The 12618-nt window shown below is 40.5% G+C and carries 15 protein-coding genes and 1 other RNA gene; 7 read left to right on the top strand and 9 right to left on the bottom strand.

The window, feature by feature from the left end:
• Window positions 1-12 precede the first annotated feature (12 nt).
• The gene (locus METTI_RS15305; protein ID WP_084324014.1) at window positions 13-600 is read left to right on the top strand and encodes an S-layer protein domain-containing protein; all 588 of its coding nucleotides are present in this window, start codon (window positions 13-15) and stop codon (window positions 598-600) included.
• A 60-nt stretch (window positions 601-660) separates the two neighbouring features.
• Here METTI_RS15305 and METTI_RS12070 read toward each other — a convergent pair whose 3' ends face one another.
• The 5 genes from METTI_RS12070 to METTI_RS12090 all read right to left on the bottom strand — a co-directional run bounded on the left by METTI_RS12070 (window position 661) and on the right by METTI_RS12090 (window position 5511).
• A complete protein-coding gene (locus METTI_RS12070) occupies window positions 661-1584 on the bottom strand; it encodes a coiled-coil protein (RefSeq protein WP_023846104.1) in 924 nt (307 codons plus the stop codon).
• On the bottom strand, window positions 1581-2255 hold the full coding sequence (locus METTI_RS12075; RefSeq protein ID WP_023846105.1) for a hypothetical protein: 675 nt from the start codon (window positions 2253-2255) through the stop codon (window positions 1581-1583). The genes METTI_RS12070 and METTI_RS12075 overlap by 4 nt, the downstream gene beginning before the upstream one ends.
• Window positions 2256-2273: 18 nt before the next feature.
• Entirely contained in the window at window positions 2274-2564 is a 291-nt protein-coding gene (locus METTI_RS12080) for a DUF424 domain-containing protein (protein WP_023846106.1), read from the bottom strand.
• A 21-nt stretch (window positions 2565-2585) separates the two neighbouring features.
• Window positions 2586-4676 carry a minichromosome maintenance protein MCM gene (locus METTI_RS12085; protein ID WP_023846107.1) on the bottom strand — a complete coding sequence of 697 codons (2091 nt, stop codon included), beginning with the start codon at window positions 4674-4676 and terminating at the stop codon, window positions 2586-2588.
• Window positions 4677-4776: 100 nt separating this feature from the next.
• Window positions 4777-5511 carry an RNA methyltransferase gene (locus METTI_RS12090; protein WP_023846108.1) on the bottom strand — a complete coding sequence of 245 codons (735 nt, stop codon included), beginning with the start codon at window positions 5509-5511 and terminating at the stop codon, window positions 4777-4779.
• Window positions 5512-5769: 258 nt separating this feature from the next.
• Here METTI_RS12090 and METTI_RS12095 point away from each other — a divergent pair, with 258 nt between their 5' ends.
• From METTI_RS12095 to METTI_RS12110, 4 genes are all read left to right on the top strand, one after another.
• Window positions 5770-6561 carry a respiratory nitrate reductase subunit gamma gene (locus METTI_RS12095; protein WP_023846109.1) on the top strand — a complete coding sequence of 264 codons (792 nt, stop codon included), beginning with the start codon at window positions 5770-5772 and terminating at the stop codon, window positions 6559-6561.
• Between the two features lies 1 nt (window position 6562).
• The gene (locus METTI_RS12100; RefSeq protein ID WP_023846110.1) at window positions 6563-7807 is read left to right on the top strand and encodes a (Fe-S)-binding protein; all 1245 of its coding nucleotides are present in this window, start codon (window positions 6563-6565) and stop codon (window positions 7805-7807) included.
• A 68-nt stretch (window positions 7808-7875) separates the two neighbouring features.
• Window positions 7876-8517 (top strand): DUF116 domain-containing protein, encoded by a 642-nt coding sequence (locus tag METTI_RS12105; protein WP_023846111.1) that lies wholly within the window; start codon window positions 7876-7878, stop codon window positions 8515-8517.
• On the top strand, window positions 8510-9130 hold the full coding sequence (locus METTI_RS12110) for a DUF116 domain-containing protein (protein WP_023846112.1): 621 nt from the start codon (window positions 8510-8512) through the stop codon (window positions 9128-9130). Before METTI_RS12105 ends, METTI_RS12110 begins: the two co-directional genes overlap by 8 nt.
• A 37-nt stretch (window positions 9131-9167) precedes the next feature.
• Here METTI_RS12110 and rnpB read toward each other — a convergent pair.
• Window positions 9168-9550, bottom strand: an RNA gene (gene rnpB, locus METTI_RS15455) — RNase P RNA component.
• 193 nt (window positions 9551-9743) lie between these two features.
• On the opposite strand from rnpB, the gene METTI_RS12120 reads away from it, so the two are divergent.
• Window positions 9744-9968 (top strand): hypothetical protein, encoded by a 225-nt coding sequence (locus METTI_RS12120; RefSeq protein ID WP_156916286.1) that lies wholly within the window; start codon window positions 9744-9746, stop codon window positions 9966-9968.
• Window positions 9969-10014: 46 nt separating this feature from the next.
• Here METTI_RS12120 and METTI_RS16220 read toward each other — a convergent pair whose 3' ends face one another.
• From METTI_RS16220 to METTI_RS12135, 3 genes are all read right to left on the bottom strand, one after another.
• Window positions 10015-10146 (bottom strand): hypothetical protein, encoded by a 132-nt coding sequence (locus METTI_RS16220; RefSeq protein WP_274377629.1) that lies wholly within the window; start codon window positions 10144-10146, stop codon window positions 10015-10017.
• Between the two features lie 172 nt (window positions 10147-10318).
• Entirely contained in the window at window positions 10319-10870 is a 552-nt protein-coding gene (locus tag METTI_RS12130; protein WP_048135445.1) for a TMEM165/GDT1 family protein, read from the bottom strand.
• 170 nt (window positions 10871-11040) lie between these two features.
• Entirely contained in the window at window positions 11041-11247 is a 207-nt protein-coding gene (locus tag METTI_RS12135) for a hypothetical protein (protein WP_023846116.1), read from the bottom strand.
• Between the two features lie 225 nt (window positions 11248-11472).
• On the opposite strand from METTI_RS12135, the gene METTI_RS12140 reads away from it, so the two are divergent.
• The gene (locus tag METTI_RS12140; protein WP_023846117.1) at window positions 11473-12615 is read left to right on the top strand and encodes a methanogenesis marker 9 domain-containing protein; all 1143 of its coding nucleotides are present in this window, start codon (window positions 11473-11475) and stop codon (window positions 12613-12615) included.
• Window positions 12616-12618 lie beyond the last annotated feature (3 nt).

The raw sequence follows: 12618 nt of genomic DNA on the forward strand, positions 1-12618 counted from the left end.
GATGTGTTCTTCATGACTTTTTTGAAAAGAACGTCTTATGTGTTCTTCATGATTCTTTTTTTAAGCATGATACTAATAGTTGTAACAGCGGTTAGTGCCGAACCTTTGCGTATCAATGCGGCTCTGGGCATGGATGGGGATGCAGATACTGTACTTATCAATGGTACGGGGATATTTCTGACAACAGGTGATTCCTGGGATTTTTATCAGGGTTATTCCTTAAATGTAAAAAGTGTTAATCAAGACCAAAAGCAGGTGTGGGTGAAGCTTTTACATGATGGTGAACTACTACAGGATGATATCCTGTCAGAAGGTGATATTTTTGTATATTCCAAAAATACGGAAATAATGAACATTACGGTAGATACCATTTACATAAGTCCCGGAGGAGAACTGATCACATTCAAACCTATTTATCAATATCTGGATGAAGAGTATCCTGAACCAGAGCTTGAAGAAACGATGGATAATTCCACACAGGAAGAAGAGCAAAATTCAACAGTTAATCCATCTTCCATGCAGACAAATGGATTTTCCATTTTTCAGGCATTTGCATGCATATCTGCAGTAATATTGTGCAGAATTGCTATTAACAGGTGAATCCAGTATAAGTTTAAATATTACTTATATAAAAAATATAATAAAAACAGAAGGGAAAGATCAGAATTTAAGATCTCCCTTTTCCATAAGAACTTTCAGGTCTTCAAGACTCAGGCGACCACTCTTTTCCAGTTTCTCTTTTGCAACAACAAGATGCTCTTCCTGCTTCTTATCATCCTTTTCAACCTGGATGTCATTGAGTTTGCTAAGATAAACATCAAGTTCTTCCCTAAGAGCTGCTATCTTCTTTTTGAGTGGGTCTATTTTTTCCCTGATTGGAGCGGTAACTGCATATTTCTCGGGTATCTGTGAGTGAGCGGTGTCTGCTGCTTTTCTCAGTTCATCTGCCTGATTGTAGAGTTCTATCATTTCTAAATGATGCTTCTGTGACTCTTCAGCAAGCTTGCCAATTTCACTGCCGAAATCCTCTCTGGACTCAAATACTTCTTTTGATTCGGCATATGTCTCCATCAGTTTTTCATGCATTGCATTAGCATCAAAAGCTGCTCCCAGACGTTCTTTCAGGTCAAGTAGTCTTCCGAAAAGGTCTATTTCATGTTTAAGGGGAATATCTGCATTAAGGAAAAGTTCAAGGTCTGCAGCATAGGCTTTGGATAGTGTCTCTACACTTCCTTTAGACAGCTTATTGAGTTCGTCTCTTTTCGTCTTGAAATCGCTGATGTTATCAGAGAACACACGGCTCTTTTCATTGACTGCATTTCTGGATGCCTTCAGTGAAGAGATCTTTGCATTTATTTCGTCTCTTTTTGACTTTGAATCACGTGCTTTTCCTACCAGATCTCTTACCTGGGCGTTCAGCTTGTCTCTTTCCTTTTTCAGGTCATCGGTATTTGTACGGTGAAGTTTGAGTTCACGGAAAATACCTTTAAGCTCACGTTCATGGTGGCCTATCTGGGTTCGAAGATCGTTCACCTTATTTTTGAGGTCTTTTTCATTCATTGACGAAACATCGATATCGCTCATGCTTCAACCTCCTGCTTCTCACCGGTAAGTGGTTGTTTTTCCCAGTAACCCTGAGCTTCCTTGTGACTGTTGATCCTGTTCTCCAGCCATTTGTAGCGTGGCTCAATCTCTTTAACTCCTTCCTCATAGGAAGACATATTGCTATTAAATGATTCTTCAGAGCTGTCTATTGAGCTCATCTCTATTTTATATCCCAAAGCATCTTTCACCCTGTCACTGATGGCCGCAAGCTTATCGTCGATGCCGGATGATTTTGACTTCAGTTCTGAAATACTCTGAAGAATTGAATCAACCTGTTGCTTTTCTTCTTCAGGACTTAGTGAACCTTTTACTTTGGACAGTTTATCCATTACATTAGATTTCTCGCGGGTAAAATCGCTATCAGATACAGATTCTGCGAGCTCATCCAGTAATTTTTCTGCCTGATGATAGAACAGCTGTCTTTTTTCAGCCAGTATCTCCATCTTTTCCAGAATATCTGTTCGATTCTGTCTGGAAGAATCAATGTTATCCTGAAGTTCCTTCATTTTGCTTCCAAGTTCATTGAATTCAGTAGTATATTCATCAATGTACTTTTTGTGCTTCTGTACAACGGCTTCGATAAGCTCTTTCCTGTCATAGGTATGTGGCGCACTGTTATTCGCGCCCTGATCCGCCATGTCGTTATTCATAACTAAACCTCGTAGCAATTATATCCTGAATGCCTGGGCATGTGCTACTTCATTTATGATTTTCACATTATTTTTATCTACAACCCCACATTCAATGGCACAGGAAACTGCTTTTTCCCCAAAGATATTAACATTGCCGGCTTTTGAAAGAACTTCAACTGCCTTTTCTCTGGATATGAGTTCTCCTTTGTAGAATTCCTCAGTTATAGTAACATTTATGTTACCTTCTTTAAGTGTCTTTCCAATAAGTTCTCTGTCGCACAGAGCAACAATTGTGCTGTCGCCTGATTTATGGATCTTCAGATACATGAGGTCACTCCACCATTAGTTCTAAACTACTTTTACATGCTCTTTGTCGGGTTTGATAAGATCACCGGAACGCCTCATGCGTGCAATAAGGTCTTCAGCATGTTGCCTGTCTATCTGCTGGTTCTGGGCTTCTGCATAGACTTCTTCAAGCGGGGCTTTTCCACCGGGATGCTTTTCTCCAACTGATTTTATAATTTCTTTGACAATCTTTATTCTGTCTCTCTGGCTCTTGCTTGTACCGGAGGCAATCACATCAACATCGAAAGCTCCTGTATCTGGATCAACACCAACCTGCCTGAGACATGAATATACAATTCTTGTTGTCCTTTTAGCATCATCCATATTTGCAACGTTACTGAGTCGCAAGCGTGCACTGGCCTCGGCAAGTCTCACAAGAGCTTCAAGCTGACGTGCTGTTACGGGGACAGGTGCATCCTTTCCGTCTCCCATTCTTCGCAAATCCATATAGAATTTTACAAGATGGTCACGTGCATCATCTTCCATTACCGGGAAAATATTCCTTCTGGAATATGCAACGTATTTTCTAAGGAAATCGGGATCAATTACAGGTTTGATGACTTCCATGTGGCCGTCAACCTGTTCCTGGGTGATTGTACTTGAAGGCAGGTTCTTGCGCTGTTCGGAGAGTTCACCTGCGTAGTGTGATTTGAGAATGTGTTTTGCGATCTTTGAGTCCATGTCCTCATTAGGAGTATCCAGCAGGACAAATATCATATCAAACCTGGAAATAAGAGCTGGAGGCATGTTTATCTGTTGTGCGATACCTTCATACCTGTCAAAACGACCGTATTTAGGGTTAGCTGCACCAAGTAGTGCACAACGGGATTTTAATGTGGCAAGGATACCAGCCTTTGCAACACTGATTGTCTGCTGTTCCATTGCTTCGTGGAGTGCACTCTTATCTTCAGTGCTCATTTTATCCATTTCATCCACTGCGGCAATTCCCATGTCCGCCATGACAAGCGCACCGGCTTCCAGCGTCCAGCGTCCATCTCCAAGATCATCACGTACAGCCGCAGCGGTAAGACCACTTGACGATGCACTTTTACCGGATGCAAAAACACCACGCGGTGAAAGTTTTACCATGTATCTGAGCAACTGACTTTTAGCTACACCCGGATCACCCATAAATAGCATGTGAATATCACCACGCACCCTGGATCCGTCAGGAAGGTGTTTTGCAACACCTGAGAATAATTGAAGTGAAAGTGCTTCTTTCACCTCTTCATAACCGTAAATAGAAGGAGCAATAGATCCGATAACTTTCTGGTATATTTCAGGATCGCGACTCAGGGCAAGTATCTCCTCTTCCTCTTCAGGTGTGATTTCAAGCTCATCAAACTCAAGATCAGTGTATTCAATGGAATTGGCGTGCAGGACTAGATCATAGAAAGGAGATTTTCCTTCTCTTGTGGTTCGCTGGTGAGAGCGAAGCACTCCATTTATAATTACACGGTCACCCGGTTTAACAAGACCTGCAAGGTCATCCTCAATATCAACATCAAGGCTCTGTGGCTGTGTACCACCCTTCAGATTTTCCGGAGATTCCTGTATCTGAAGTTTCTGTGCATCAACAAAAACAGACTGGTTGACAAGGATCTTAAAAGGTCCTTTTCGTCCGCACGTTTCGTTCTCACATTCAACCGGTTCAACAAATTTAATCTCGTTCTGCGGAACCATTGTCACATGCTCACAGCGCATACACTGGAATGCGGCATTAAGCACCTTCGGACGTACTTCTGTTGCTTTGCGTATCATTCCTTCGATTGCAACGAATTGCAAAAGGTGCTTACTTCTCAAGTCCCTGTTTGGTATCTTGTTTGGAATCTTAATAAAGCGGACTTTTGCATCAATGAGTTTTTTTTCAACCGGAAGATCTATCTGCTGAAGTGCGTTGTTAGCACTTGGCATCACTTCATCAGGGTTAAATAAAAGTTCGTTCGCTATTTCTCTGTCAAAAACATCCAAGTCGTAGAAGTCCACTTCCAGACTACGCTGGTCGGGATAGCTATTAGCCAGTTGAAGAATATCATCCCAATAGTATTTTTTAAGGAACACTACGAATTTTTCGTCCCACTTACCTTCAGTCATGTTCAATCAATAATTGCTTAAAAATCATTTAGGGAATGCAACATGGGTTTCAAATGATATGAATATTTCGAAACGCATCCCTCACTATCAATCCTATTTCCTATTTTTCGTAATAGGAACCATCGTCGGAATCATCATCTGCATCATTGACAGAATTTCTCTTAATCTTTCTGAGAATGCCATGCAATGTGTAAACTTCCCTGGATAACAGGCAGGACCTTCCAAATATCCTCCTGAGCATCAAATTTGTTTTTTCCTTTTTGTGTTCCGGGTAGTTGATATCATCTAGAAGTTCTGTAAGGTGTTGATAAAGCAATCTCATATCCCCTGGGTCTGCCAGTGGAGCCTGTGCATTTTTGATATCACTGAACTCGTAAAGGACAACTGCCACAGCATGTGAGAGATTCATGACCGGATAGATATCCGAAGTTGGAATGGACATAATCATATCGCATTTTTTAAGTTCTTCTCTGGTGAACCCATTGTCCTCTCTTCCAAAAAGCACTGCAACTTTTCCACTGCAACCTGAGAGTCTCTCTTTCATTTCTTTAGGCGAATAACCGGGGACTCTGAGGTGCAGATCAAATCTGGAACCTGCTATACCTGTAGTACCTATTATTATACTGCAATCTTCAATTGCTTCGTCAAGGGTTGAAACTCTCTTTGCACTTTCCAGCAGATCCCTCGCATGAGATGACATTGCTCTTGCCTCTCCTTCAAGTTTACAGGGATTTACAAGTACAAGATCAGAATATCCAAAATTTTTCATTGCCCTTGTAACTGAACCTACATTTCCCTGGTACAGGGGTTCAACGAGCACTATTCTAAGGTCCATTTATTATGACTACCTATTGCTTCTTTTTGTTTTTGCCTAATTAAGCATTTGACGACATATAAGGTTAATTAATTTTTTGCCATCATTTGTGTGGATATTAAGCACAACAATACGTCAGCCGATGTAGATTTTAATGATGACAATCTTTAAATAATATCGGCACCACAATCATGCAAACCAAACTGGTTACTTTAGAGTAAAGAATAAATTATCTTTATAATAATTATATATTTATAATAACATCAGGAGAAGAAAAATATGGATTATTTTGCCGGTGTAACCGATGCACTAAGGGTTACTTTTGTGCAGATGATGCTCATTTCCTTTTTAGCCATGGGTATTTTCGTTGTAGGAATGTACATCAACTTAAAGAAATGGGGTATGGGCTCCACAGGGTATGGCGCTGCTCCATCTAAAAGTATTATGGCATTCCCTAAAATGCTTATGTATCAGATGAATGAGCATGCACATGTTCACAATCAGTCTGTTCTTGAAACATTTGTCCTTGACATCCTTTTCCAGAGAAGGATCCTGAGAAGAAGCCCTCTCAGATGGTTTATGCACTTCACAATTTTCGTTGGCTGGATGACACTTTTTGCAATGTCCGGTGCAATGTTCGCTGTTGAAATGATACACCTGATAGGCGAAAAGGTAGGATATGCTCATTCTCTTCCATGGTTCATGATACCTGAGACATTCAGAGAGCTTCTTGCAGTACCAAATGATGTATTCAGTTACATTTTACTCATTGGTATCATCATAGCTATCTACAGAAGACTTTTTGTCACAAAGGTAAGAGAAGCAACAATAGCATACGATTCTATTCTTCTTATCGGACTTACAATCATTACAATCTCAGGATTTGTTGCAGATGGTATCAGGACAGGAAGGCTTTGGGGACTTGGAATTGATTCCGAGCTCGCACCACCAATGGCACTTTTCCACGTTGTAATTTCACTTCTGTTCTGTATTGCATACATCCCATTCAGTAAATATATCCATGTGATTGCAATACCACTTGCACTCCTTGCAAACAAGGGAGGAGAATAAAATGGCAAAACGTGAACCATCTATTACAACTGAAAACTTTACCGCTGTTCAGCTTATGGAACTTGACTCATGCAGCCGCTGTGGCGAATGTGTGGACTGGTGTCCAACATACGATGCATCCGGACAGGATCCGGGACTTGCACCAAGAGACAAGATCCTCAGATGGAGAGAATACATGAACCAGTCCTATGGACTTCGTGCAAAACTCTTCGGTCCAAAAGAGATCTCAGAAGAAGAGATCGAGCAGTTCAAAGATGATGTATACGGCTGTACAACATGTGGTATGTGTGCAACAGTCTGTGAATCTGCAATTAACACAGTAGAACTCTGGGAATCCATGCGTGCAAACCTTGTAAAGCGTGGAAACGGTCCATTCGGTAAGCAGGGTGCTTTCCTTAAACTTATTGGAGAGTACAAGAACCCTTACATGGAAGACAACGCAAACAGGGTAAACTGGTTCCCTGAAGACATCAAGGTCGAAGACAAGGCAGAAATCCTTTACTTCGGAGGATGTACCGCAGAACTCAAACAGAGGAAGCTTGCGCTTGCAACAGCCCGTCTTCTGAACAAGCTTGGAATTAAGTTCACAATGCTCGGTGAAGATGAGATCTGCTGTGGTTCAGCTCTTATCAGGACAGGTCAGTATTTCATCAACGACACTGCAAAAGTAAATGCTCAGAAAAATGTTGACAACATCAAGGCAAAAGGTGCTAAAATTGTACTTTATGCATGTGCAGGATGTTTCAGGGCTTCTAAAGTAGACTGGCCAAGGCTTACTGAGAAGGAACTTCCATTTAAGGTAATGCACATTACAGAGTATCTCCAGGGTCTTATCGAGAAAGGAGAGATCAAGTGGGAGAAGTCAATTGACAAGACAGTAACATACCACGATCCATGCCACCTCGGACGTCACGTTGGAGTATTCGAGCCACCAAGAGCTGTACTTGAAGCAATACCAGGTATTAAGTTCATTGAGATGGAAAGAATCGAAGAGAATCAGCGTTGCTGTGGAGCTGGCGGTGGTGTCAAGGCAGGTATTCCTGATCTTGCACTCGGTGTTGCTTCAACACGTGTTGAAGATGCACTTGCAACAAAAGCAGAGCTCCTTTCAAGTGCCTGCCCATTCTGTAAGAGAAACCTCAGTGATGGTAGGGACGCAATAGGCGCAAAGGATCTTGAAGTTGAGGATGTAGTAGTTCTTGCTGCAGAAGCAATGGGAATTGACCTCAGCGACTCACCAGAGTGATTTTATCACTCTATCTTTTTATTTTTAGGGCAAATTGAATATACCTATTCGTACTATTTACTTTTCTCATGCAAATCCCTTATGAATTACTTGGAAAAATCTTTATTTTTGTAGCTTTTGCTGCACTTTTAGTCCTGTTAATTGCTTTACTATTGGGTTTATATAGTTTTAAGAATCATAAAATACTGTTCCCAAATTTTGTCCTATTCATTCTCTATCTGTTCTACGGCCCCTCAAAATGGATATGCCGTGTATTTGGCATTAAGGACACACTGGTTGATGAAATTCTGGTTGAGGTACGTAATGCCGTAATGCTTGATCAGTTCAGAGAAATTAAAAACGGAAGGGTTGTTTTTCTTCCTCAGTGTCTCAGGCATCCAAACTGTAAAGCTCGCTGTGACCCTTTGATTGGGTATGAATGCAAATTATGCGGTCTGTGTGACATTGGAACTATATGTAAAGCTGCCAATGAACGAGGTTTCGAAGTTTATGTAATTCCCGGCGGCAGTTTTGTCAAAAAAATAATTAAGGCTCACAGACCCGAAAGTTGTATTGGCGTCGCATGCTATCCTGAACTGGCCGAGTCAATGCAGGGTGCCTCACCATTTATGGTTGTCCAGGGAGTTTCACTATTGCAGGATGGTTGCTACAATACCAGAGTAGATGTAGATGAGGTCATAAGAAAAATGGAGGAATGTGACGATGTATAGGATTATCGGCATTATTGTGACCCTTTTGTTTATCATGTCAATACTGCTGGCAGCCCTGGCACTGCTGGTCAGTCGTATCAGTCTTAACAGGCATGTATGGCTTGCAGGATTTTTTGCAGGTATACTGGACTTCTTCTACATGCCTCTGAAATATTTCTTCTATAAGTTTTCAGATCCGCGTATTCTTGATAAATGGATGGTATCCCTGAAGAATATCTCCAACAGGAACAGTTTTAAGAAAGCTGACAGACGTATGATTATCGCTCCTCACTGTATGCGACATATGGAGTGTCCGGCATCATCTAAAAGAACTGGTATACAGTGTGTTTCATGTGGAAAATGTATTTTTAGCAGACTCAGGGAAGATGCATCAAAATATGGGTACGATCTCTATATTGTTACCGGTTCATCCTTTGTTAAACATGTGATTAAAGAAAAGAGCTATGATGCAGCTTTACTTATTGCCTGTGATTATGAACTGAATAAGGTTATGATGGGGCTAAAGGGTAAGAGACTGATAACTTATGGTGTCCCGATGCTTAATGACGGATGTTTTAATACTGAAGTTGAATATGAAAAAGTGATTGAAACTCTGGAACTGTTCTCTAATTAACTATATAAAAAGAGATATCGACTAATCGAAGAATATTGAGTGAGGAGAGTAAGCTCCCTTCTGTTAATGCAATACATTCATTCCAACATGGCAGAATGATGCGCTCAAAAGAGCTGCATTGACGGCATTCGGCTACGCGTACATAAACTTCGGGAATGGTCTAAACAACCATTGCCCCCTACTTCCGACTTGCACCCACGAGGATTCGCCGTTCCATCCGCATTTCATGAGAACTCAGCTTTTCAGCATCATCGCATTGACATGTTGCGGTATCGTTTCTGTGCCAGCATGTGCAAAGCACATGAGTTGCAAAGCAACTGCCCTGGCTCTCGCCAGATACCCTTTACAGGTATTCGTGTGTTTAGAAGGTGGGGAGACTTTCCTCAGGTCAAATGACCCGGCAGCCGTCCTTCCTCTCTCAGTGATTGAGATGAAATCAAATGATATATAACTTGTGACAATGCCTGGCAATTTAACTGGTTTCAATATCATATTAATTTAATACGTCATTAAAATTTCATATGCTATTTAAAAATAACATCTCATTTTAAAATAGTTCATTATGAATCAAAACATTTATTAAGAATCCTATGAAACAACTAAGATGGTTGGTATGAAATATAATAGGTATCTCATAATTGGTATCACACTGTTGACGGTACTATTCCTTTTCATATTCTCCGGAGCTGTTTCCGTAACAGACACCGAGCTGTTTAATGTCAATGGATTCGATGCCGGGGAAAATGGATTTGAAGTATTGGTACTGGGTATAGGACTTCCTTTATTGCTTGCAGCTATTTACGTTGTTTTCAGATCTAAAAAGGAGAATTCATCCTAAATTTAAGTAATGAATATCATTTTTAATTAAAATGTGAAATGATGGCTTAGAGTTTAAGCACACCACAGCCACAGCCACGTGTGAGCAGGAAATCCATTTTTGAAATGATCTCTTCCTGATGGAAGTCTGATAGTGATTCGAACTCTTCCTTGTGCTCAGTCAGGACATGCTCCTTCATTCTTTCTTTTGCCTTTTTTGGATCATTGTCGATGACTATAAAATCGTCATTAAAACCAAGGTCCTTGCATCTGAGTATATGTACTATAGTATAACCTCCTACTTAACGTTACAACTCCTGCCTTATAAGTTTTTGTTTTGACTGCAAAAAAGGAAGTAAAAATAACCGTACTTCAGAAGAAGAATGAAATACCAATTACAATGAAAAGTACGCCTGCAGCTTTGGAAATTGTATTCTTATTTATCTTTTCCATGAGTACTTTGCCAACATATACTGCCATAGATGAAAGCAGTAATAGTGCAAGTACAACACCTATGAATACCATCAATGGGTTGTATTGGGTTGCAAAAAGTGCAGATGCAAGCTGTGTCTTATCTCCCATCTCTGATACTAAAATAAGACCAAAACCCGACATAAAGGGAGTTTTTAGTTCGTATGAACCTTCCTGATCATCATCTTCCTTGTTTATCAGTGTCATTACACCGAAAATGATGAACATAACTCCGGCACCGATACGCACGTATTCCATTGGTATTCTGTTGGCAATTACATTTCCAAGAAGGATTGCCAGGCCATCTGTTATAATAAAAGCAAGCATCACACCGGCAAGTAAACGAGTGTATTCTCTTGTTTTAGTAGATAAAACCAATACGGCTAGTTGTGTTTTGTCTCCCAGTTCTGCCAGACCTACGAGGAAGAATGGGATCAGTATGTCCTGAATCATATTAACAGGAAGAAACAATAAGTCCTATATAAAACATTTCTAATATGTATCAAATATACTACTTGAAGTTTGCAGTACTTTATTTCAGAAGAAATTACGTAAGAATAAAAAAAGGTAAGCATATGCTTACTTTCTTTTCTTCTCAATTGATCTGTTTTACAAAAAAGTAATCAGTCTTCGACTTCCAGGGCCTGGATTATATCATGGACTGTAAGTTCACCTCTGGCAACCCTGAGGACCATTGGATAAATAAACGAACAATCGTCTATCGCATTCCATCGCTTCTCTCCTACGGTTCTTATTACCTCATCCATTACTTTCCCACACTCATTACAATACTTTGTATCACTTTCAATACCACAAACAATACAATTCATAATTTACCTCCACATTTACATTATTCCTAGATTCTCATTGGTGCGAATCTCTGGTTATTTTAAATGTCTGTGCTGATAGTATATAGGTTTTGAGCCTGAAAGGGTTTACATGGAAAATGTTCAAAACAAGGCGCAATTTTAATAATGGAAACTCTCATTATTCAGCGACATAAAAGGAAATTCAAATTAATGTTGATGAATATCAAATTTACCTGAGGTAAAAACGTGTCTGATAATCTTTTTGATATTAAAGTAGGAGATTTCTCATTCAGAAATCCAATTGCGCTTGCACCCATGGGGGGAATAACAAACAGTACTTTTGCAAACAAGAATGCAAATGATGCCGGACTTGTAATTCTTGGAGGATACAATCTGGATTCTGCGACACAGAAAGCTGCTGCAGAAATGGTATCCCGTGGAAGAAAGGAGTTTGAGTCCCATGAGCCTTTCAAGGTCATGGAAGATGAGATAAAAGCTGTAAATGAAGGCCCCATCGTCGGTGTCAATGTAAGGAGTTCAAAACTTGAACCTCTCATTAAGGCAGCTGAACTTGTAAGGGATGCAGGTGCCATACTTGAGCTTGATGCTCATTGCAGGCAGAATGAAATGACTGACATTGGTGTCGGTCAGGCATTACTCAGCGATCTTCCAAAACTCAGCGACTGGATCTCTAAAATCAAGGAAACAGGTGTCGTACTTTCTGTAAAAATACGTGCAAATGTTGTTAATGATATTGAACTTGTCAAAGCAATCGAATCAGCCGGTGCAGATGTTCTTCACCTTGATGCAATGCAGGAAGGTGCCGGTGCAGATCTTAAACTCATAAAAGAGATACGTGACTCCACAAGAATGTTCCTTATCTGCAACAACTCTGTCACAGATATTGAGACTGCAAAGGATATGTTTACAAGAGGAGCTGATATGGTTTCTGTAGCACGTGCTGTAATGGATGAACCAGGAATAATAAGTCAGCTTGTAAACAGGATCTCAATACAGCAGGAAGATATGGGATGGTATAACGCACCTAAACATGTTTGTCGTGGGGAAGGAGACCTCAGGGGACTTGCATTCTGTTGCCTGCCTGTAAAACCATGCCCTGTTCATAACAATATTGCCAAACTCGGTTACTCTGCACAGGAATTTGCAGATATAAAGAATGAGTTTGCAAAAGGTACAATGCTTGAATACGGTGACAGTACATGTTTTGGCAGTCTTGTATGGTGCTGTAAGATATCAAAACCATGCTACCTGAGAGACGGTGTTCTGGAAACTCTTGGTCTTTCTGATTCAGAATACATGCGCCTTAAAAAGGAACTTGCAGACTACATACTGGAGAACGCTAAAAAGCCAGTCAACGCTCAGGTATGAGTG

The organism is Methanolobus tindarius DSM 2278 (genome assembly GCF_000504205.1).
GTDB lineage: Archaea > Halobacteriota > Methanosarcinia > Methanosarcinales > Methanosarcinaceae > Methanolobus > Methanolobus tindarius.

What these genes read in the sequence shown, in the direction of transcription:
- METTI_RS12105 (WP_023846111.1), top strand. Translation starts at nt 7,876, where the DNA reads ATGCAAATCCCTTATGAATTACTTGGAAAAATCTTTATTTTTGTAGCT.
- METTI_RS12075 (WP_023846105.1), bottom strand. Translation starts at nt 2,255, where the DNA reads ATGAATAACGACATGGCGGATCAGGGCGCGAATAACAGTGCGCCACAT.
- METTI_RS12120 (WP_156916286.1), top strand. Translation starts at nt 9,744, where the DNA reads ATGAAATATAATAGGTATCTCATAATTGGTATCACACTGTTGACGGTA.
- METTI_RS12135 (WP_023846116.1), bottom strand. Translation starts at nt 11,247, where the DNA reads ATGAATTGTATTGTTTGTGGTATTGAAAGTGATACAAAGTATTGTAAT.
- METTI_RS15305 (WP_084324014.1), top strand. Translation starts at nt 13, where the DNA reads ATGACTTTTTTGAAAAGAACGTCTTATGTGTTCTTCATGATTCTTTTT.
- METTI_RS12130 (WP_048135445.1), bottom strand. Translation starts at nt 10,870, where the DNA reads ATGATTCAGGACATACTGATCCCATTCTTCCTCGTAGGTCTGGCAGAA.
- METTI_RS16220 (WP_274377629.1), bottom strand. Translation starts at nt 10,146, where the DNA reads ATGAAGGAGCATGTCCTGACTGAGCACAAGGAAGAGTTCGAATCACTA.
- METTI_RS12110 (WP_023846112.1), top strand. Translation starts at nt 8,510, where the DNA reads ATGTATAGGATTATCGGCATTATTGTGACCCTTTTGTTTATCATGTCA.
- METTI_RS12095 (WP_023846109.1), top strand. Translation starts at nt 5,770, where the DNA reads ATGGATTATTTTGCCGGTGTAACCGATGCACTAAGGGTTACTTTTGTG.
- METTI_RS12100 (WP_023846110.1), top strand. Translation starts at nt 6,563, where the DNA reads ATGGCAAAACGTGAACCATCTATTACAACTGAAAACTTTACCGCTGTT.
- METTI_RS12080 (WP_023846106.1), bottom strand. Translation starts at nt 2,564, where the DNA reads ATGTATCTGAAGATCCATAAATCAGGCGACAGCACAATTGTTGCTCTG.
- METTI_RS12070 (WP_023846104.1), bottom strand. Translation starts at nt 1,584, where the DNA reads ATGAGCGATATCGATGTTTCGTCAATGAATGAAAAAGACCTCAAAAAT.
- METTI_RS12090 (WP_023846108.1), bottom strand. Translation starts at nt 5,511, where the DNA reads ATGGACCTTAGAATAGTGCTCGTTGAACCCCTGTACCAGGGAAATGTA.
- METTI_RS12085 (WP_023846107.1), bottom strand. Translation starts at nt 4,676, where the DNA reads ATGACTGAAGGTAAGTGGGACGAAAAATTCGTAGTGTTCCTTAAAAAA.